We start from the raw sequence: 20,809 nt of genomic DNA, 5'->3' as shown, positions 1-20,809 counted from the left end.
AGCGGACCCGGGGCAGCCTGCACGGGGCGATCATGCACACGGACCACGGCGCTCAATACACCTCCCGGGCCTTCGCCGCCGAATGCCAGGCCGCCCCGTTGGTTGCAGTGGCCGGCTGTCGACAGCAACGGCGACAGCAACCGGCCCAGACGAGGAAGGTCGCCGGCCGCCGGGCGCGGACAGTCGTCCGGCCGCGTCGCCGAGGCTCGTTGCTCAGCAACGTCGATCATGGACACCCTCGCTCTTGTTTGCTGCCCCGTACCCCTTGGAATAGACCGTCTAGTCCTCGCCTACGCCGACTGAATCACCAGCTCACTACCTCGATCCACCGCACGTCCAGAGATGGAAATCGACATGCTCCCAGCGACCCTGAGGGGACGACTTCACCTCCGTGCTTGAGGGATAAAGCACGCTTCCGTTTCTGTAGGGCCGGTGCCACAATCGCCGCCAGTCGAACGTTTGCGTGGGTGGCAGGGGGATCGGTCGTGCTGGAGTTACTCGGGCTTAGCGCCGAGGCCGAGGCGGTCTATCGGGTCCTGCTGGCACACCCGTACTGGGACGGCAACCAGATCACCGCCCATCTCAAGCTCTCCAGGCAGCAGTTGAAGGCGGCCCAGCAGCAACTGGCCGAGCTCGCCTTGGTGACCGAGCGGGAGTCCCGGTGGGTGCCGGTGTCGCCGGCGGTCGGCCTGTCCGCGCTACTGGCTAGCGCCGAGGCGGAGGTCGTCGCCCGCCGGCAGCAGATCGAGGCGACGCGAGCCGCAGTGATGGCCATGACCGCTCATGGAGGCCTGGCGGCGGTCGAGCCCGCCCGTCGGCTCGACGGTCTTGACGCGATCGATGCTCGGATGGCTGAGCTTGGTCTGCTCGCCCGCCGGGAGATTCTGCACATGACGCCGCATCGCGGCCATGACGTCGAGGTGCCGGAGGGCGTCGTTGTGCGGCATCTGGTGCAGGCCAGCATCCGGTACGACGGCGACCTGCTTGCCCGCGCGCGGCACCTGGTGGCGGCCGGCCACGAGGTGCGCACCGTGCCGGCAGCCCCGATGCCGATGGCTGTGTTCGATCGCGCCACCGCCCTGCTGCCCGTCGATCCCGGCGCGGCCGAGGTCGGAATGCTGGAGGTCACCAACTCGGGCGTGGTTGCGGTGGCCTGCGCGCTCTTCGACGAGTTGTGGTTCGACTCGGTGCCGCTCGACCACCCGATCGGCGGAACGAAGGACGATCTGGATCCGGTGCAACGGCAGATGCTTCGGATGCTCGCCGAGGGCCACACCGACGGATTGGTCGCGCGCCGACTGGGTGTCTCCCTGAGCACGGTTCGCCGCAGGGTCGCCCTATTGATGGACCGGTTGGATGCCCGCAGCCGCTTCCAGGCGGGCATCCGTACGGTTGAGCGCGGCTGGCTCGGGGCCCCCCAGCCGGGGCAGGAGTCCGTCCCGCTCGGCTGAGTGGAAGCGTTCAGCCACCTTCCTCTCATCCCGCGGCCGGTGACGGGGCAGCTGCGAATTGACACCCTTCATCTGCCGACGTCGCTGAGCGCGGGAACGGGGACAGCCGTTGCTCGAACTGCATTCACTACCTTCTGCGCTCCAGCGGGGTCGAAACATTCCCTTTGCTCGCTCTATGGAGGTAGTCAATGCACCGCCGTCCGCATCGCGGTGGCCGCGTGCCCAAGGGCTGGTTGACCCGGCACCTACGCCGGCTCGGCTACCTGGCGGCCGTCATGCTGCTGGCGACCGGCTCGCTGGCCGTCGCGCCGGTCAGTCCGGTCGCCGCGGGACCGATGCCGGTCAAGCCCGGTGACCTGGAGTCGATCCACGGCCGCAAGATCATTAGCCCGACTCGTCCCGCCGATCTGTCGCAGGGCGCAGGCCGCGAACGCGTGCCCGCTCCGGTGTGGCCGGCTCCCGAGCGCGCGATCGCTCGACTGGGTGATGCCGGGGTGGCCATCCGCGCCGGCCGCACTCCGGTCACCGTTCGGGCCGCCGACGCCCCGGCCCGGGCGGCCCATGCCAGCCTCGGCGTCGACCTGCTCGACCGGGCCAAGGCGCCGGCCGGTCTACAGGACAAGGTGCTGGTGCGAGTGGCGCGGGCGGATGCCGGCGCCACGCCGATCAAGACTGCGGTCAGCATCGACTACGCGGGCTTCGCGACCGCGTACGGTGGAGACTGGGCCAACCGGCTGCGCCTGGTCAAGTTGCCCGAGTGCGCGTTGACCACACCGGAGGCCCCGGGTTGCCAGGGCGTCGCGCTGGCATCGCGCAACGACACCGCGAGTCGGCGGGTGACCGCCGAGATCACGATCCCGTCGGCGTCGGCCGACAAGTTCACCTCGACAGCACGGACGACGACGTTGCTGGCGGTGGCGGCCGGCCCCAGCGGCAACTCCGGCGACTACAGCGCGACACCGCTGCAGGCGTCGTCCACCTGGTCGGCCGGCGGCAACTCGGGCGCGTTCTCCTGGACGTACCCGTTGCGCAGCCCGCCGGCGCTGGGCGGACCGGCCCCGCAGATGTCGTTGGCCTACTCCTCGGCGTCCATGGACGGACGCGGCGAGACCACGAATAACCAGCCGTCCTGGATCGGCGAAGGCTTCGAGTACTGGCCGGGCTTCATCGAGCGTCGGTACGCGCCGTGCTCGGACGACCGGGAGAACTCCGGCGCGAACAACACCGAGGACAGCGGCGACCTCTGCTGGGGCACCGACAACGCGACGCTGTCGCTCAACGGCGCCGGCGGTGAGATGATCAAGGATGCGAGCACCGGAGCCTGGCGGCTCAAGGGTGACGACAACTCCAAGATCGAGCGCCTGACGAACACCACCAACGGCGACAACAACAACGAGTACTGGCGGGTGACCACCGCCGAGGGCAACCAGTTCTACTTCGGGCTGAACCGGCTGCCGGGCTACACCGGCACCGCCCCGGCGAACAAGACCACCAACTCGGTCTGGACCGCTCCGGTGGCCGGCAACCACTCCGGCGAGGCCTGCCACGCCACCGCCTTCATCGACTCGTTCTGCGACCAGGCCTGGCGCTGGAACCTCGACTACGTCGTCGACCGGCACGGCAACACGATGTCGCTCTACTACAAGTCGGAGACGAACAACTACGGGCGCAACAGCAAGAAGACCGACGTGGAGACCTACACCCGGGGCGGCACACTCGAACGCATCGACTACGGCACGGACAACCGCTCCGGCACGGACACGGCGAACACCGCCACGCCGGCACCGATGAGCGTGGTCTTCACCTCCGCCGATCGCTGCATGTCGAGCTGCGGCACGCACGACCAGGCGCACTGGCCCGACGTGCCCTGGGACCAGTCCTGCACCTCGTCGACGAGCTGCACCGACGACCAACTCAGCCCGACATTCTGGAGCACCAAGCGGCTCTCCCAGATCACCACCATGGTGTGGAGCGCTGCCGACGGCAAGTACCGCGACGTGGAGAGCTGGACGCTCACCCACACCTGGCCGGACCCGGGCGACGGCACCCGGGCGGGCATGTGGCTGGAAGCCATCTCGCACTCCGGTAAGAACGCCGGCACGGTGACCATGCCGGACGTCAACTTCGACTGGGTCCAGCTCACCAACCGGGTCGACACCGCGACCGACGGCAAGCCGGCGATGAACTGGATGCGGATCAGCACCATCTGGACCGACGCCGGCCTGAAGCTCAGCGTGCGGTACACCAGCCCGGAGTGCACGCCGAGCAACCTGCCCTCGTCGCCGCAGAACAACACCAAGCGCTGCTACCCGGTGAAGGAGCAGCAGTGGGACAAGACGATCAGGACGGAGTACTTCCACCGGTACCTCGTATCGACCGTGACCCAGGCGGACTGCGTCACCGCCACCGGCCCCGACTGCGCAAACGCGGTCGGCGCGCCGGACGTCACCACCAGCTACGAGTACGTCGGCACGCCGGCCTGGCATCACACCGACGACGACGGCATCACCAGGGACAAGCTACGCACCTGGTCCGACTTCCGGGGCTACCGGCAGGTCAACACCCGGGTCGGTGAGCCCGGCCAGGGCAAGCAGACGCTCAGCGAGGCCGTGTTCTTCCGCGGCATGTACGGCGACCAGGACGGCTCCGGTGGCACCCGGACGGACAAGCTGCCGGCCATCGACGGCAACGGCGACGGCGACACCAGCGACAGCGCCGACGCGCCGGCGGTGAACGACGAGGACGCCTTCTCCGGCACGTTGCGGCAGAACACCGTCTTCAACGGCGTCGAGTCGGCGCCCGTCTCCACCGAGTTCTCCACTCCGTGGCAGTCCGGCCCCACGGCCACCCGCACCATCGGTGGCTCCACCACGTACGCCCGCCACATGGGCACCGCGACCACGTGGAACGCGACCGTGCTGGCGGCCGGCGGCCGGAAGGTCACCCGGGCGGACCACACCTACGACTCGTACGGCATGGAGACGCAGCTCAACGACCACGGTGACACCGCGGTCAGCGGGGACGAGCAGTGCACCAAGACCACCTACTCGCGCAACCCGGCAGCGAACATGCTGGGCCTGGCGGGCCGGGTGGAGACGTACGCCCTGGCCTGTGGCCAGTCCCCGACGCGAGAGGCGGACGTCATCTCCGACGTCCGCTCGAGCTTCGACGGGCAGGCCTACGGAGTGGCGCCGACGAAGGGCAACACGACCCGCAACGAGCGGGCCAAGTCGTGGAGCTCGACCGGTGGATCGTCGTGGCTCACCACCCAGACGTACGCCTACGACGCGTACGGCCGCAAGACGGACGAGGGTGATCAGCGCGGCAACCACACGGTGACCGCGTACACCCCGGCCGGCGGCGGACCGGTCACCAAGCTCACCGAGACCAACGCACTCGGCTGGGTGTCGACCAGCGAGCTGGACCCGGGCTACGGCAAGGCCACCGCGAAGATCGACATCAACAACTGGCGGACCGACATCAGCTACGACGGGCTCGGTCGGATCACCAAGCTGTGGCTGCCGAACCACGCGAAGGCCACCTACCCGACTCAGCCCAGCACCGAGTACGTCTACGTCAACCGGGCGTCCGGCGGAATGAACTCGGTCACCACCAGGAAGCTCAACGCCAACGGCAACTACGTCACCAGCCACGCGCTGTACGACGGGCTGCTGCGCCCGCGGCAGACCCAGCAGATGTCGATGGCTGCCGGTAACGTCGGCACCGTCTTCACCGAGACCAAGTACGACGCGGCTGGCCGGACGGCACTGACCAGCACCTACTTCGACGCCACCGTGCAGCCGTCGACGACGCTCTTCACGATCCTGGACTGGCAGCCGAAGGTCCAGACGGCCAACGAGTACGACCGGGCCGGTCGGCAGACCGCCGTAACGGTCAGGTCCTCCGGTGCCGAGAAGTGGCGGACCACGACCAGCTACGGGGGTGACCGCATCTCGGTCGTCCCGCCGAAGGGCGGGGTGGCTACCACCTCCGTCACCGACGGGCAGGGCCGCGTGGTCGAGGTACGCGAGTACCACGACCCCGCCGACGTGGGCAGTGACGACCGCAGCACCTACGACCTGCAGAAGTATCACTACGACGCGCGCGGCAACCAGGATCAGACGATCGACAACGCGGGCAGCGCCTGGAGCTACCAGTACGACCTGATGGGTCGCCAGGTCGGCGCCGTCGACCCGGACAAGGGCGCCTCGACCGTGCACTTCGACGACAACGGCGACCTCGACTGGATGACCGACGCCAAGGGCCAGAAGCTCGTCCTGACCTACGACTCGATCGGCCGCAAGACGGCGCAGTACCTCGGCTCCACCACCGGGCCGAAGATGCTGAGCTGGGCCTACGACCCGACGCGGGGCAAGGGACAGTTGGCCTCGTCCAGCCGGTGGGTCGGGAACGACGAATACCAGACGAGGGTGCGCGGCTACACGCCGCTCTACCAGCCCACGGGCGAGGACATCACCATCCCGGCGTCGGTGACCGGCCTGGCGGGGACCTACAGCACCACCCGTAGCTACAAGGTGGACGGGTCGCTGGCGACCATGTCGTACCCGAATGTGGGCGGCCTCGGCGCCGAAACGCTCACCTACACCTACGACGACGCGACCGGCCAGGCCGAGCAGTTGCAGACCAACGTGCCCGGCTTCGGTCAGTACGTCGCCAACACCGACTACACGGCGTTCGGTGAGACCAGCTTCATCCAGTTCCAGACGACCTCCGGCAACTGGGTGCAGCGCGGCTACAACTACGACGAGGTAACCCGCCGGCTGACCCGGATCCAGACGGTCCGGCAACTGAGCCCACAGGCCGTGGCGGACGTGAACGTCACGTACGACCCGGCGGGCAACATCACCCGACTCGCCGACACCCCGGCCGGAAAGACGGCCGACACCCAGTGCTTCACGTACGACTTCCAGCAGCGCCTGACCGAGGCCTGGACTCCGGGTAACGGCGACTGTTCGGTCGTGGCGGCCTCGGCGGGGCTCGGTGGCCCGGCCCCGTACTGGCACTCCTGGACGTTCGACGCGGCCGGCAACCGCAAGACGCAGACGGTCCACGCGTCGACCGGGGACACCACCGCCACGTACGACTACCCGGCGGCGACGGCGGCCCGGCCGCACGCGGTCACGACCGTGACGGTCAGCGGCCCGGGCGTCAACCGCACCGACTCGTACGGCTACGACGGCAACGGCAGCATGACCGCCCGGCCGGGTGCCAGCGGGGCCCAGAAGCTCGACTGGGACGCGGAGAACCACCTCACCTCGGTGACCGAGGGCACCACCGTGACGGGCAACGTCTACAGCGCGGAGGGGACCCGACTGCTGCGTACCGACGCCACCGGCACCACGCTCTACCTGCCCGGCCAGGAGGTGCGGCGCACCAAGGCGACCGGCGCGGTCACCGCCACCCGGTTCTACAGCTGGGCCGGGCAAGACTGCGCCGTGGTCAGCACGGGTGGGCCGCTGACCTGGCTGGTCACCGACGCCCAGGGCACCCAGCAGGTCGCGATCAACGCCGGCAACCAGGCGATCGTCCAGCGGCGCCAGACCCCGTACGGCGGGGCCCGCGGCGCCGTGGTCCCTTGGAGCAGCGAGCGCGGCTTCGTCGGCGGCGACAACGACCCGACCGGGTTGGTGCACATCGGGGCGCGGTACTTCGACGCCGCCCTCGGTCGCTTCATCTCGGTCGACCCGGTCTTCGATCCCAACAAGCCGGCGAGCTGGAACGGGTACAGCTACGCCGACAACACCCCCGTCACCCTCTCCGACCCCACCGGTATGGACAGTTGCCCGGTCTGCAACATCCCCGGGTTCGCGCCGGCGTGGAAGGCGGGTATCTACGCGTTCGGCAAGACGGCGGGCACGGTGACCTCGGCGCTCGACCGGGGGGCCAAGGCGGTGGACAACGGCCTCGGGTACATGTCCAGCAACTACGGCGGCGCCTGGAGCGACATCTACCACAAGGAGCGGGCGGTCACCACGGCGGTCATGGGTACGCCGAGCGACCCGAGCCCGGTGCGGTGCGGCTGGGAGTGGGTCAGCGGCACCGGCCCCGATGACCGGACCCTGGACAACGACAACAAGATGACCAAGCAGCTTCAGCAGCACGGTCATGTGCAGAAGGCTCGCGAGATGATCGCCGAGCAGATCCTCAAGGGCAACAAGACGTACACGCCGGAGTACGACGGGCCGCCCAAGACGCTGTCCTACCAGCTCAACACCGATCACCTGATCGACGACATCAAGCACAACGAGACGGCGTTCTTCCTCGGCTCGTACGACCTCACATGGAGGGTGGAGTCGATCGACCGGAAGGCCGGCACGGCGACGGTCATCTTCGAGGTCGACAACGAGAGCGACATGAACTCCGGTACCCACACCGCTCCCTTCCTCGGTGGTTACAGCCAGGAGTGGGACGAGAAGGTGGGCAGGTGGGTGAACAGCAAGTTCACCAAGGGACCTGGTGCTCCCAAGCACCAGAAGATCGTCTGGAAGGAGACCATCAGCCTCCGCAAGCCGAAGCCACCGGTGTCGCCACCGCCGTCGCTCGGTGGAATTTTCGCCGCCATCCGATCGGTCCTTTCCAGTTGGTTCGGCTGGTGACCGGCCGGTGGGGTAGGTCGGGCGCCGACTCGGCAGACCCCACCGGGCCTCGGTGAGACGTATCGTTCGTTGATGATCCGGGCCGGCCACCGTGGCCGGCCCGGATCCGGGAACAGAGAAGGAGGCGTGTGATGGGGTTCTATGGGCGCTGGTCGGCAGCCCTCGCCCTCACGGCTGTCACGCTCGTGTCGGCGTGCGGTGGCCCGCCGCCCGAGAAGCGGTCGGTCGAGGAGTTGCTCGCCATCGGCCAGGCCCGGCTCGACGAGATCACCATCCCGGCGGGTTGGCGGCTGCGGGGCGCGCCGGTGGCCGAGCGATCCCGGGGGAAGCTGCGCTGGGAACGCCACTACCAGGCCTACAGTGCGGTGGACACGGCGGTTCGCGAGCTGGACAAGCAGATCGTGGCGGCCGGCTGGAGCCACCACGCGAACTGCGACAACGGCCCGGGGGTGGCGTGCTGGACGTACGACAAGGGGGGATTGACCATCTGGCCGTCGGCGATCGACGGTACCCCCTGCCCGGCGGGTCATCCGGTCTGCGCTGAGGTGATGATCTCCATGCGGGAGAACTTCGAGGAGCCGATCTGATCAGATCCAGCCTTGGCGGACCGCCTCGGCGCCCGCCTGAAAGCGGCTGCTCACCCCGAGCCGGTCGGTAAGCTCGGCCACCACCCGACGCACGGTGCGCGCGGAGAAGCCGAGCTTCCGGCCGGCCGACTCGTCGGTGTGACCGGCGTCGAACAGGTGCAGCAAGGCGCGGATCTGCGGGGTGAGCCCGCCGTCGCCGGCCTCCGGCCGCTGGCCGAACGGTGTCCCGCTGTTCCAGACCTGCTCGAAGAGCAGCCGCAGCGCAGCGACCGCACCCGCACTCCGGATCTCCAACGCGCCCCGGCCGGGGTGCTCGACGTCGGCTGGGACCAGCGCCACCGACCGGTCCGCGACGAGCAGGCGGATCGGCACATCGGGCACCGTCCGGGCGGAGACGCCATTTGTCGCCAGCCACTTGGCGTACGCCTGCATGTGGGGCCGGTGGCGGGCGCTGTCCGGGCAAATCTCCCGTAGCGCCACGCCACGGGCCAGGGCCCGCTCCTTCAGATGCCGATCGAACTGCAACGCCTCGGGGTTCAGACCGAGATCGGTTCTGAGTACGAGGCACTCGCTCACGACGCTCGCCGACAGCTCCGTCAGCCGCTCCTGGACCGCGGTCGGGCCGTCGAGTCGAACGATCTCGTCGCGTTCCCGGCTGGCGTCGTGGACTGCGGCGAGCGAGGCGATCGCGGCACGCGCTGCCTCCAGTTGGCCCTGCCGGGTCACCAGATCGGCTTCCGCCTTCGCCAGCAGGGAGAGCAGCCCCGCGTGCGGACTGACCGCGGCCAGGGACGGCGAGGCGGCGTCGCGGGGACGGACCAGCGCCTGCTCGGCCATCGCGTTGAGCGCGCTACGAACGGCCTCCTCACTGATCCGTAGCCCGGCCGCCAGCTCCTCGACTCCCCAGGTGGGATTTTGGATCATCGCCACGTAAACGGCCTCGACCTTGGTCGTCAGGCCCACCGACTCCAGCACTTGGTCTCCCTCTGTCCCCGTAGACATTCATTCTCGCCGGTGCACCGGCCGGTGATCCAGGAGTGGTCTTCGCTTGGCCGCAACCGGCCGCGCCAGATCAGGACAGCCCTCACCGGGTGACCACGGATCGGCTTGTCGTCACCATTGGCCTGGATGGTGCCGATGGCGAAGAGGGGCAGAGCAGCGGTGGTGACTCGTTGTCGCGCTCCGATCCCCCCGCCCCTGCGCCCCTTCCCGGCCCGTTGGCAATGGCCATGTTGATGTCCCTGATCAGCCTGGTTCCGCCGCCGGCCGGCGGCGGGGCACTCACCCCTGCCGTCGTGACCGATCTGCTCTGGCCGCACGCGACCCCCGCCGACGCCGTGCAGCACCTGCACGCCTGCGTTGGTACCGGCCGGATCGAGGTGGCCGTGTTCACCCTCGCCGTGGACCAGGCCGTCGCCGACATCACGGCATACGTGGTCTGTCTGCGCGCCGTGGAGCGGATTCCGGTGTTGCGGCGCTGGCGGGTCGTGCCATTGAGCTGGTGACCCGAAGCGGACCGGCCCGGGCCCGCGTCGCTGATGTGGCAACTATCGGCCAGGCCTGTTTAGGTCGTCGCCGTTGTGGTGACGCCGGTGCCGGTTGCCCTGAGGCTCTTGCCGGAAAACACATCGCTCACTCACGTCGAAGGGTTGCCATGAACCGGATGCGGCGAGGCCGTGCGCCGAGTGGGGCGACACCGCCCCAACTGGCGGCGGCCATAGCTCTGTGCACCATCGCGTCGATGCTCACGACGACGCCTGCGGCGGCGGAGACCGGCGACTCCGTCAGCTGCCCGGGCTCCACCGCGGATTCCACGGCGGCCAGCCGCGCCGCCGCCGCGTGTGGCGCGAAGGTCGAGATCATGTCGGCCCGCAGCGAGTACGGGCAGGGATTCGCCAATCCCGACGGCACCACCACGCTGATAACCAGCGCCTCCCCACGCTGGGTGCACCGCACTGACGGGTCCTGGGCGGATGTGGACACCACGCTGACCGCAGTCGGAGGCGACGGCGTCGCGCCCCGTGCGGTCACCACCGATGTGCGGTTCTCGGCCGGCGGCACCGGTCCGCTCGTGACGCTCACCGCGCGGGGTGAGAAGTTCACCATGGCGTGGCCGGGGAAGCTTCCGGCGCCGACGCTGGAGGGCTCGACCGCCCGCTACGCCGAGGTGCTGCCGGGCGTGGACCTGGCGATGACCGCCACGGCGACCGGTTTCCAGCACGTGCTCATCGTCAAGAATGCCAAGGCGGCGACCAACCCGGCGCTCAAGAAGATCAACTTCAGGGTCGGCGGCGACGTCAAGGCGAGGGGCACCAGCGACGGCCGCGTCGGCTTCACCGACACCGCCGGCCGGCAGATCGCGAGCACGGCCTCTGCCTCGGTCTGGGACTCCACCGTCGACCCCACCGCAGCCGGCGAGGTGCTGCCCGGAGTCGCGGCCGACAACCTCCGCGCCGCGCCGTCCGAGGAACTGATCTCCACGGCGGTCCGACCCGGCCTCTCGGCCCGGTCGAGTCAGCTCGCTGTCGGGATCAGCACCGCCGGTGACCTGGAACTCACGCCGGACGCGGCGATGCTGACCAGCGCCAAGACGGTCTACCCGGTCTTCATCGACCCGGCCATCGCACCGGCGGCATCCAAGTGGGCGTACGCCAACACGATGAACTCGAACTGGGACGTCGGCAAGCTCGGCTGGGTCGGCAGCAACCCCTACGACGGCGTGCGCTACCGCACGTTCTACGACTTCCCGAGCACGTCGGGCTCGCTGACCTGGAAGGGCACGAACCGCAAGATCCTCAGCGCGTCGGCGAACATCTGGCTCTACCACTCCTGGTCCTGTGACGACACCTGGACCCACATGTACCGGCCGACCGGTGGGGCCATCACGGTCAGCAACGGCGCCCGCATGTCGTGGTCGACCCGCCCGCTGGGTTCGAGCGCGGTCTGGCTCGACTCGGCGGCATCCCACGCCAACAAGGCCGGTGGCTGTGGTTCGGCCCAGCCGGACATGCTGGTGAGCTTCACGGGAACGACCCTGAAGAACGACGTGCAGAAGGCCGCCAACGGCTCGTGGAGCACCTATCCGGTCGGGCTCTGCGCCTGCAATGAGTCAAACGAATACGAGAGTTCCCAGGACCGGTGGAAGAAGTTCTACACCACGTCGAACACGGGCGGACACGGTGCGCCCGCGCTCTCCGTCACCTTCGACACGGTGCCGACGGCGCCAAGCAACCTCAGCCCGTACTCCGGGGTGGCCTGCGGCGGCGTGGTCGGGACGACCTCGCCGGTGCTCTCGGCGCGGTACAACGACGCCGACACCGCCGACACGCTCACCGCTACCTTCGCCTGGAAGGACCTGGCGACCGGCACGGTCACCCAGGTGGCCGGGCCGGCCAAACCGGCCGGAAACACCGGATCGATCACCCTGCCCCTCGGCGCCGTCGCAGAGGGTAAGAAGTACTCGTTCCAGGTGATCACGAGCGACGGGCACTACTCCTCACCGTGGTCCAGCTGGTGTGATTTCACCATCAACGCGTCAGCGCCGCCGGCGCCGAACGTCAGCTCCGTCGCTTACCCGGCCGGCACCACCGCGCACGGTGGCCCGGGCGTTTCCGGGGACTTCGCGTTCAGCGTCTCCGGCACGACGGGGCAGGACGTTACCTCGTACACCTACGGCTGGACCAACCCGCCCACCAAGACGGTCACCGTGGCGGCCGGCAAGCCGTCACCGGTACTCCAGCTGACCCCGCCGCGCTACGGCCTCAACACGCTGTACGTGTACGCCAAGGACACTGCCGGCACGCCCGGCCCGACCAAGCCCCACACGTTCATGGTGGGTGCCCCGTCCGCGGCGATCGTCAACCTGCCGCTGGACGACATCCGCGGGCACAACTGGACCGATCAGGTCAGCGGCAACGCCCTGACGCTGAGCAACCCCGCGCCGACGTGGGTTCAGGACTCCCGCATCGTCGGCGCGAAAGCGGCACACTTCGACTCGTACCGAGCGGCCAGCGAGACAGTGCCTGCCTTGGATACGTCGAAGTCGTTCAGCGTCGCGGCCTGGCTGAAGATGAGCGAGATCCGCACCGGCAACATGACCGCGATCGGCCAGGACGGATCGACCTCTGGCGGAGCCGGCGGCTTCTACCTCGGTGCGCGGTACATCAACGGGACGGTCCACTGGTCCTTCATGATGATGAGCACCAGTGCCTCCTCGGGCGGCGGCGTCGACGCCTCCAGCGCTGCCACCATCACGGCCGCAGATCTGAACAAGTGGGTGCACCTGACCGCAGTCCACGACGCGGGCGAAAAGGTCGTGCGGCTGTACGTCAACGGCACCCTCGTGCAAGAGACGCCGCGGTCAGCGACGCCGTGGCAGGCAACCGGGCCGCTGAGCATCGGGCGCGGTTGGTGGAACGGCGGCACCTCGGACGCGTTCTTCGGTGACATCGCCGACGTACGCGTCTGGAACCGAGTGATCACCGTCGACGACCTGAGCGGGACGGACGCCGACGTCGCCAACGGCGTCCCGGCCATGCCCGGTATCCTGGCCGCGACCGAGATCGCGAACTGGGACTTCAACGGCGGCGCGGACTGCTTCTGCGACAGCGTCACGGACACCGCGTACTTCGGCCGGCCCCTGACGCTGGACTCCGGCTGGGCCAACACGCCACCCACCTCGGCCTTCGTCTACGGTGGTCATGACGGAAACGAGATGCTCGAACTGGATGGCGTCGCGGGGCAGGCGGCAACCTCCACCCGAGTGCTGCGTACCGACGCCTCGCTGTCGGTGTCCGCGTGGGTCTACCTGACCAGCGCCGGCACGAGCGACCAAACCGTCGTCCAGCAGGGCGGCGGGGCGGGCTCGGCCATGAAGCTCTACTACGGCGGTAGCAAGTGGGTCTTCACCATCTCAAATCCGAACGGTAGTGGTGGCCTGAACTGGTTCGGTGCGATTTCGGACGCGCCGGCGGAGATCAACACCTGGGTGCACCTCGTCGGCACGTTTGACGCCGGCATGGGGCGGGTGACGCTCTATGTGGACGGCGTCCCACAGAGCTTCAAGCCGACCGGCGCGACTGGTTGGGACTCGACCGGGCCGCTGAACATTGGCGGGCTGGCGGTCAACAGTTTTCTGCAGGGGGACATCGACCAGGTCCGGGTCTTCCAGGGTCTGCTGAGCGCCCGAGAGGTGGCTAACATCTTCGACGCCGGCTGAGGCCGGCCGCGCGAGGCGGGCGGATCGGGGGTCACCTCCCGGCCCGCCCGCCTCGCGTTCGTAGCGAACCCTGGATGCGGCCAGCGGTGCAGCGGCCGGCGAGGCGCAGGTCTGGGCGAGCGATCCAAGACCCCTCCAGCGCCCCGAACGAGCGCAGCTTGGTCGGAACCTGTCAAGTCAAGTGAGCCGTTTTCGTGGTCAGGTGTTCTGTAGTTCGGTGGGTTGAGCTGCTGATGTTCCCCGGATTGGGTGGAGTCGGCTTGGTGGCCATCGTTGGGCAGCCGGCCATACTCCCTCCGAAGTTCCTCGTATCGTCTCGTCAAATACCGGCGTGATGCCCAGTGCAACGGTGTTGGATCCACGCATAGATCCTCTCCCGTCAGTCCACGGCGCTCCACAGGTGGAGGGATCTCCGCTGCTCTTGCGCGGTCTTTGGCCAACCCTGCGGTTCACCGCCTGGGGATTCGTTCCTGCCCTGTCAGCCCTTGGGCTTCCACCAGGCCGCGATCAGCCCTACGACGGCGATGAGGAACAGACAGGAAAATCCCCCACAGAGCAGCAGACCGAAGCCGGCGAAGGTCCCGAATTCCACGAGCCGACTGTAGGTGAACCAGTCCCGATCGATGCCGCCAGGAGTCGGCCCGAAGGCTCCGGGCACACGGGGAGCACAAGACGCCGTGAAACCTTGCGAGCCAGTGAGCAGCGATGGCAGACCGAAAGGCTGTGCGAGCAGGCGTTGGGCGCTGCTGCCGCTGGTAGGTGAGCCGGGGCTCCATGCTCTGCTTCAGGTCTGGATCCGGCGGTTCTTGACGGCGGGGCAGATGCGATCTTCAGCGGCGCATCGGGGGCGTGGGTCTGTCCGAGCGGCGTACCTCGTCTGTCCGGGGTGCCCAGTCCCGGTACGGCAACAACGCCAATCGTGACGCGATCAGGCCCGTCATGTATGGCCATGCGATCGCGGTGATCAGCGCGTCCCGACGGCGGTAGGAAACCCGAGGGGCGAGCCATGGCGTCACCGCGACGGGCAGGACGGAACCCGCCAGATACCCGAGCCAGTAGCCGCCGGTCGCCTCCCAGACGAGGTAGTGGACCCCGATCGCCGGCAGTCCGATAGAGATCCAGATGAGCGCCGCGCGCAGGCCCCGGGCCAGGCCTTCGCGCGGCTTATCTGAATCCAGTGGATCATCTGGCATTCGCGAGACGATAGCCCTCGCCGATCGCAAACTTCAAGGACGATCCCTGCCGGCGGGCCGGTCAGGCGGTCATCCGGAACATGCGCGGACCGATGAAGCGCGTCGCTGCGGCGCCTTCGCGCATAACCCCTGGCCAGACGGCAGATGGCCTAACAAGCGCTAAATCATTCCCGTGTGGCGGCAGCGATACCGCATCCGGGCCGGATGCAAGGACCTGCGGCAGCCTCCTGTGACATCCGGGTAATGGCACACTCCCCGGATGAGTTACGACTTGGCGGTGTGGGAGGGCGACGTGCCCATGGACGATGGGGAGGGGGGTCGGGTCTTCCAGCAGCTGTACGGCACGTACATCGACGCGGAGGACGAGACACCTCCGACACCGCGCATCCAGGCGTATGTCCATGCCCTCCTTGGGCGGTGGATCGACATGACCGAGGACGAGGAGGACGTCAGCCCGTGGTCTGACGGTCCCCTGATCGGTAACGCCTCTGGTCCCATCATCTACTTCGGCATGAGGTACAGCATGTGCGAGGAGGTGTCGGCCGAGGCGGCCAGGATGGCGGCAGAGCACGGTTTGATCTGCTTCGACCCGCAGTGGGACCGGCTCCGGCCAGCAACGGACGAGCAGTCGCCCTGACCCAGGCGCGCTGCCCACACTGCAGTGACTCTGGTTGGAAACGCTCACCGTCGAACGACTACCGCACTTCGCCGCCAGCACGATGCTGGCGCGCGTTGACGGCATCGGGCTGCGTCACCTCCGCCACCCGGAGGCTCTCCAAGGCCTCGCCGCCGCACCCAGTTGAGGGAGCTTCTTATCGGCGCACCCTGTCTTCCAGTCGATGCGATCGTTGCGTTCGTTGATCACCCGACGCGCGAACACGCCAGGATCTGGCTGGGCAGTCAACAACGCGACCGCGACGCCGGAACCTCCTGCGGCTGCCACCACCACACCCGGATGCGCGGTTCGCCACGATGCATGAACTGACCCGCATGCTGTGAACAGGGGCCCGGCTGGATGTGTGCAGATCAGACGTCGAAGACCTGCCGCATTAGTACTAGGTTGTGGTGCAGCATCGGTCCAGGGTGAAGAGGTGCCATGGTCGGCACAGCCTCCGTCAGTAGGGTCCGTCATGCGTCCGGAGGGGCCTCCGCGTGACCTGGTTCCTTGCCTATGTCTTCGTGGCCCTCGCCATCGCCGGTTTTGTTAACCTGTTCCTCTACCACAGGTGGAAAAGCCGCCCACGGGATATGTACGAGGGTAGGCCGGAGGCCTTTTCGGAGGGTTTCTACTACGAGCCGGCCCGCCCGCAAGCCCGCCGTGGCGCAGGCCTTGTTCAGCTCAGCCTGGCGGCCTTCGTGCTCGCAGGGCTTATAGCGCGGATGTTGGACGTCTGGTAATCGCTGGTACAGGCATGCTCAGCGGCAGGTACCGTCACCGACCGCGCTGGACGCACCGGGGAGGCCTTCTCGATCACCACCGACGCTCACGGCCTGCTCGGGTGGTGGGCGTGGACGCCGACACGTTCGGCGGTGGCTGGCGCACAACCATGAGCACCAGAAGGGGGCAACCCGTCTGACACAGATCGCGGTCTTCGGGACGGACTCCGACGATGAACGATGGAATGATCCCCTGCAAAACATTGGGACGGGCCTCGACTGCGACGGGATCGACTTCTTTGGTTGTTGGGGCAATGGAGGGTGCCATGGATGTGCAGCTGCTGCTAGGCCGCGTCGACGGTGTCGGTGGCGGCCACCTCGACCCGCTGGTTCTTGAGCTGGCCGAGTTGTTCGGCGTCCGGTTCCGCGACGTCACGGACGGTTGGCCGACGTTCTTGGCCAACACTGAGGGGTTCAAGGTGTGGGTGAGCCACCGCCCAGACGACGAAGAGCCGTGGCTCAGTCACCCCTTCCTCCTCGACCTCGCCACCGAGAAGGGGCGTGAGGTGGAAGTGGGGGAGCAGGTGTATCAGAAGCTGGTGGGCACGGGCCGATACCGGGTCGCGCTCCTGCTAGACGGCCGCTGCTTGAGGTCGAGCCACGTCTCTTGGGAGGACTGGTGACCTCAACAAAGGGACGGTGAAGGATAGGTGACATCTGAGATGGCTTGCCCTGGTGGCGGGCTGGAAGGATGTCGCTGTGCCCAAGCCCTACCCCCGTGAGTTCCGCGATGACGTCGTGCGGGTGGCCCGTGATCGTGATCCGGGTGTGACGGTCGAGCAGATCGCGAAGGACTTCGGGGTTCACCCGATGACGTTGTTCAAGTGGATGCGCCAGGCCGACATCGATGCCGGGGCCAGGCCGGGTGTCAGCGGCAGTGAGTCGGCCGAGTTGCGTGAGGCCCGTAAGCGGATCAGCAACCCGGCGAGGAACGGCACGAGGACCCCGTCGTCGGTTGGTGTGCGGTCAGAGTCGGCTGATGACGATGCGCCTGCTGCTGTCGACCGGGAGTGACCACGCGCGCTCGATGTCGTGAAGTGGGACGGGGTGGGGTTCCACGGTGTAAGTGCCGTGGGCGATCGCGGCGGCGACGGCGGGGATTTCGGCCGTCATGGTGGCACCGGTCAGCGATCCTTGGCCGCTGCCGATGATCTGCAGCCTCGTCGAGCGCAGCGCGCCGGCCGGCAGCGTCGCTCGTGGCCCAGCCATCTCGCCGAGATTTATCCAGATGAGTGGGCGTGTCGGGTCGGCGCGCCCGGCGACCAGTGCGGCCATCACCTCAGCGGCCGGATCTCCCCAAACGAAGTCGAGCACGATGTCGATTGCGGAGCCGATCCGGGCGATCGTCTCCGAGTCGCTGATCCGGGCGGTGGCGGTGGCGCCGGGGAGCGCCGCGAGGCGGCCGGGGTCGCGTCCCACGGCGGCCACTTGGTTGGCGCCATGTTGGCGGGCGACCTGTACCGCCATGCTGCCGGTACCGCCGGTAGCGCCGAGGACCAGCACGTTCTGTCCTGGCTGCATCGTGATCCGCTGGGTGAGCGCCAGCCAGGAGGCGATCACGCAGTTCAGCGTCGCGGCCATGGTCAATGGGTCGGTGTGGGCGGGCAGGACGACGCTGTGCCGGGTGTCGATGACCGCGCGTTCGGCCATCGAGCCATACCTGCCGTTCAGCGTCATGAAGTACCAGAGCCGGCCGCCGGCGTCGCGTCCGACGCCGTCGATGCCGGGCACGAGCGGCAGGCTGGTGCCAGCGCTGGTGTAGTGCGAGCCGTCGGCCTGCATGCGGACCCTGGGGTGCAGGCCGACGGCCAGTACGTCGACGACGATCTCGTGCTCGTTGGACGGCTGCGGATCGGGGAACTCCAGGTATCGCGGGGCGGTTCCGTATGCGGTGACGACCGCTGCCTTCATGGTCAGTTCGCCTTGTCGAGAAGCGCGGCCAGATCGGCTGCGGAAGCGGGGCGGGCGGGTGCGGCGAACATGCCGTCGGGATTGAGATAGGCCAGTTGTGCGGGGGTGCCGGGGGCGAACCGGCGGCTCTCAGCGAGCGGTCCCACGTCGTAGGCGTCGAAGCCGAGCGAGTCGATCAGGGCGGCGACCGCCGTCTTGGCCGGCGCGTGGTCGCCCGCGATGGGTACGGCGCTGCGATCGGGTGCGCCGGCCTGCCGGGCGAGTTGCGGTAAGTGCTGGAAGAACACGGTGTTGAACGCCTTGACCACGTACGCGTCCGGTAGGTGTGCCTGCAGCAGCAGGTGCGGTGGGATGTCGCTGGCCTCGATCTCGGGGACGGCGCCCTGGCGTGCCGGGTCGTAGTTGAGCGTGTCGATCACGACCCGGCCGCGTAGCGGTTCGACCGGCGTCTGCCGGTATGCGCGAATCGGGATGGTCACGACGACCAGGTCGGCGGCGGCAGCGGCCTCGGCGGCGCTCGCCGCGTGCGACCGGGAGCCCAGCCGGGCCACGAGCTCCCGCAGGCTCTGCGGTTCGCGGCTGTTGCTCAGTACGACGTCGTGTCCGGCGGCGACGGCCAGCTGCGCGAGGGCACCGCCGATCCGTCCGCTGCCGATGAAACCAATCGTTGTCATGATCCGAACTTAGGCCGCAAAGGGCGTACTCTCTATACTCAAGAGTCGGTGTTTTGTTCGCGATCGTCCGGGAGGCGTGGTGGACCCGCTCAGCGACGTGTTGGCGCTGCTGAAGCCACGCAGCTACATCACTGCCGGGTTCGACGCCGGTGGCGACTGGGCGCTGGAGCTCGACGACCTGGCCGGCCGGATCAAGTGCTACGCGGTCGTCAAAGGTTCCTGCTGGCTGACCGTGGCCGGCGATGCGCCGGTGCTCGTGCCGGAGAACGCCTGCTTCGTACTTCCCACCGGCCGGACCGCCGTGATCGGCAGCGGGACGGACGTCGAGCCGGCGCTCGCGTCGGCGGTCCTCGACCCGGACCGCAGCGGCGAGGTCGTCACGTACCAGGGCGGAGGTGACGTCTACCTGGTGGGCAGCCGCTTCGAGGCCGGCAGCCCGCACGTCGAGCTGCTGCTGCGGAACCTGCCGCCGCTGATGCTGGTCGAGACATCCGGTGACCGGGCCCGGTTGCGCTGGTCGATCGAGCTGATGATGGAGGAGCTCCGCGAGCCGCGTCCCGGCTCGGCCCTGATCGCCCAGCAACTCGCGCAGATGATGCTGGTCCAGGCTCTGCGCCTGTATCTGACCGGACACGCCCGCGAGGACGTCGGCTGGTTCGCCGCGCTCGCGGACCCCCGAATGCACGCAGCGCTCTCCGCGATGCACGCCGACCCGGCCCACTCCTGGACCGTGCGGGAACTCGCCACGACCGCCGGCATGTCACGGTCCACGTTCGCCGAACGGTTCCGGGCCCGCGCCGGAGAGACCCCAATCGCGTACCTGGCCCGCTGGCGGATGATGCTCGCCGCAGAGCGGCTCCAGCACGGCGACGACACCATCGCACGGATCGCCGGCTCCCTGGGTTACGAGTCCGAGCACGCGTTTAACACCGCCTTCAAACGGATCCTGGGTATGCCACCCCGCCGCTATGCCAGCTTCGTAAGGTCGAACGGCTCCGGCGCGCCCGAAGCGTCAGCGACACGGTCATGGCACGCCGGGTGCTCGTAGGCGAACAGGAAATCGTCAAGGTCCCCCCTCCACTCGGCGTTGTCCATCGACCGCCAGCCGGCGTAACCGGTCACCTCCCGCAGATGGCCTGTGCGGATCCGCTCCCGCTTGCCGTACCTGCGCAGTTCGCCCATTGCGGCAGGTCATGGGGGCGTGGCGGGTGTTGGGAGCTGAGCACGTTTGTCGCGGATGTGTCGCAGGCTTTCCTCGAGTGCGGCGACCTCGCCCAGCCACTGTTTCCCCCGGGCTTCAGTGAGCCGGTCGTTGGTGTTGGCTTCGATGGTGTCCAGGCGCGGTGTCTGGGCGGGGTCGAGGCGCAGGAACGGGCATCGGACGCAGGCATGCTCGTGGACGCAGGGTGTGCCGTAGGGCCGGAAGTAGTCGCCGAGGGCGACGCGGCGCAGTTGAAAGTGCTTCTCGAAGTCGGCCCATTCGTCGGGGGCCACGGTGCGGTACTCGTGGGAGTCGCGCAGGCCGCGGCGGTACTCGACCATCTTGCGGTGGGCTTGGATGACCTGTTCGGGGAAGACGGCGGTGTAGCCGCGGGTGGTGTCGAGGTCGAGGTGGCCGAGCAGGGTCGGAACCTGTCAAGTCAACTGAGACAGTTTCTTGATTTTGTTTAGCTTTGTGCTGTTGGAAGGCCGGTGGCCGCGGCGGCGGCGATCTGTTCGAG

At 68.2% G+C, this 20,809-nt stretch carries 16 protein-coding genes; 10 read left to right on the top strand and 6 right to left on the bottom strand.

The genetic code is table 11. From position 1 onward, the window contains the following. Positions 1-236 (bottom strand): hypothetical protein (locus ACIBTV_RS30910; protein WP_396710643.1); only part of this gene is annotated, 236 nt, incomplete at its 3' end. A gap of 249 nt (positions 237-485) precedes the next feature. On the opposite strand from ACIBTV_RS30910, the gene ACIBTV_RS30905 reads away from it, so the two are divergent. The 3 genes from ACIBTV_RS30905 (at position 486) to ACIBTV_RS30895 (ending at position 8,655) form a co-directional block, all read left to right on the top strand. Beyond that, positions 486-1,451: a LuxR C-terminal-related transcriptional regulator gene (locus ACIBTV_RS30905; RefSeq protein WP_396710641.1), complete on the top strand. Its 966-nt coding sequence runs from the start codon at positions 486-488 to the stop codon at positions 1,449-1,451. 218 nt (positions 1,452-1,669) lie between these two features. Then, a complete protein-coding gene (locus tag ACIBTV_RS30900; protein WP_396710639.1) occupies positions 1,670-8,068 on the top strand; it encodes an RHS repeat domain-containing protein in 6,399 nt (2,132 codons plus the stop codon). A gap of 131 nt (positions 8,069-8,199) precedes the next feature. Then, complete coding sequence (locus ACIBTV_RS30895; protein ID WP_396710637.1) at positions 8,200-8,655, top strand: hypothetical protein; 456 nt, start codon at positions 8,200-8,202, stop codon at positions 8,653-8,655. On the opposite strand, the gene ACIBTV_RS30890 is transcribed toward ACIBTV_RS30895, so the two are convergent. Then, entirely contained in the window at positions 8,656-9,630 is a 975-nt protein-coding gene (locus ACIBTV_RS30890) for a LuxR family transcriptional regulator (protein ID WP_396710635.1), read from the bottom strand. It abuts the gene before it with no gap. Between the two features lie 116 nt (positions 9,631-9,746). On the opposite strand from ACIBTV_RS30890, the gene ACIBTV_RS30885 reads away from it, so the two are divergent. Together ACIBTV_RS30885 and ACIBTV_RS30880 are read left to right on the top strand one after the other, a co-directional pair. Next, on the top strand, positions 9,747-10,160 hold the full coding sequence (locus tag ACIBTV_RS30885; RefSeq protein ID WP_396710634.1) for a hypothetical protein: 414 nt from the start codon (positions 9,747-9,749) through the stop codon (positions 10,158-10,160). Between the two features lie 236 nt (positions 10,161-10,396). Next, on the top strand, positions 10,397-13,873 hold the full coding sequence (locus ACIBTV_RS30880; RefSeq protein WP_396710633.1) for a LamG-like jellyroll fold domain-containing protein: 3,477 nt from the start codon (positions 10,397-10,399) through the stop codon (positions 13,871-13,873). Between the two features lie 830 nt (positions 13,874-14,703). On the opposite strand, the gene ACIBTV_RS30875 is transcribed toward ACIBTV_RS30880, so the two are convergent. Then, positions 14,704-15,066: a hypothetical protein gene (locus ACIBTV_RS30875; protein ID WP_396710631.1), complete on the bottom strand. Its 363-nt coding sequence runs from the start codon at positions 15,064-15,066 to the stop codon at positions 14,704-14,706. A 259-nt stretch (positions 15,067-15,325) separates the two neighbouring features. Here ACIBTV_RS30875 and ACIBTV_RS30870 point away from each other — a divergent pair, with 259 nt between their 5' ends. The 4 genes from ACIBTV_RS30870 (at position 15,326) to ACIBTV_RS30855 (ending at position 17,517) form a co-directional block, all read left to right on the top strand. Then, positions 15,326-15,703, top strand: a complete 378-nt coding sequence (locus tag ACIBTV_RS30870) for a hypothetical protein (RefSeq protein WP_396710629.1) — start codon at positions 15,326-15,328, stop codon at positions 15,701-15,703. Between the two features lie 515 nt (positions 15,704-16,218). Then, positions 16,219-16,464, top strand: coding sequence for a hypothetical protein (locus ACIBTV_RS30865; RefSeq protein ID WP_396710628.1), 246 nt, complete (start codon positions 16,219-16,221; stop codon positions 16,462-16,464). Positions 16,465-16,769: 305 nt separating this feature from the next. Beyond that, positions 16,770-17,126, top strand: a complete 357-nt coding sequence (locus tag ACIBTV_RS30860; protein ID WP_396710626.1) for a hypothetical protein — start codon at positions 16,770-16,772, stop codon at positions 17,124-17,126. Positions 17,127-17,202: 76 nt separating this feature from the next. Further along, the gene (locus ACIBTV_RS30855) at positions 17,203-17,517 is read left to right on the top strand and encodes a transposase (protein ID WP_396710624.1); all 315 of its coding nucleotides are present in this window, start codon (positions 17,203-17,205) and stop codon (positions 17,515-17,517) included. Here ACIBTV_RS30855 and ACIBTV_RS30850 read toward each other — a convergent pair. Next, a complete protein-coding gene (locus ACIBTV_RS30850; RefSeq protein ID WP_396710622.1) occupies positions 17,470-18,414 on the bottom strand; it encodes a zinc-binding alcohol dehydrogenase family protein in 945 nt (314 codons plus the stop codon). The genes ACIBTV_RS30855 and ACIBTV_RS30850 overlap by 48 nt on opposite strands. Before the next feature lie 2 nt (positions 18,415-18,416). Beyond that, entirely contained in the window at positions 18,417-19,088 is a 672-nt protein-coding gene (locus ACIBTV_RS30845) for an NADPH-dependent F420 reductase (protein WP_396710620.1), read from the bottom strand. Positions 19,089-19,167: 79 nt separating this feature from the next. On the opposite strand from ACIBTV_RS30845, the gene ACIBTV_RS30840 reads away from it, so the two are divergent. Beyond that, the gene (locus ACIBTV_RS30840) at positions 19,168-20,136 is read left to right on the top strand and encodes an AraC family transcriptional regulator (RefSeq protein WP_396710618.1); all 969 of its coding nucleotides are present in this window, start codon (positions 19,168-19,170) and stop codon (positions 20,134-20,136) included. Positions 20,137-20,279: 143 nt separating this feature from the next. On the opposite strand, the gene ACIBTV_RS30835 is transcribed toward ACIBTV_RS30840, so the two are convergent. Continuing rightward, positions 20,280-20,630 carry a hypothetical protein gene (locus ACIBTV_RS30835; RefSeq protein WP_396710616.1) on the bottom strand — a complete coding sequence of 117 codons (351 nt, stop codon included), beginning with the start codon at positions 20,628-20,630 and terminating at the stop codon, positions 20,280-20,282. Positions 20,631-20,809 lie beyond the last annotated feature (179 nt).

It is taken from the genome of Micromonospora sp. NPDC049366 (assembly GCF_044466625.1).
In the GTDB taxonomy this organism is placed as follows: domain Bacteria; phylum Actinomycetota; class Actinomycetes; order Mycobacteriales; family Micromonosporaceae; genus Micromonospora.
This window is presented reverse-complemented; position numbering and strand designations above follow the sequence as displayed.

Coding starts and splice junctions, on each gene's coding strand:
- ACIBTV_RS30895 (WP_396710637.1), top strand. CDS start 8,200: ATGGGGTTCTATGGGCGCTGGTCGGCAGCCCTCGCCCTCACGGCTGTC.
- ACIBTV_RS30880 (WP_396710633.1), top strand. CDS start 10,397: ATGCTCACGACGACGCCTGCGGCGGCGGAGACCGGCGACTCCGTCAGC.
- ACIBTV_RS30875 (WP_396710631.1), bottom strand. CDS start 15,066: ATGCCAGATGATCCACTGGATTCAGATAAGCCGCGCGAAGGCCTGGCC.
- ACIBTV_RS30870 (WP_396710629.1), top strand. CDS start 15,326: ATGAGTTACGACTTGGCGGTGTGGGAGGGCGACGTGCCCATGGACGAT.
- ACIBTV_RS30860 (WP_396710626.1), top strand. CDS start 16,770: ATGGATGTGCAGCTGCTGCTAGGCCGCGTCGACGGTGTCGGTGGCGGC.
- ACIBTV_RS30850 (WP_396710622.1), bottom strand. CDS start 18,414: ATGAAGGCAGCGGTCGTCACCGCATACGGAACCGCCCCGCGATACCTG.
- ACIBTV_RS30845 (WP_396710620.1), bottom strand. CDS start 19,088: ATGACAACGATTGGTTTCATCGGCAGCGGACGGATCGGCGGTGCCCTC.
- ACIBTV_RS30835 (WP_396710616.1), bottom strand. CDS start 20,630: ATGGTCGAGTACCGCCGCGGCCTGCGCGACTCCCACGAGTACCGCACC.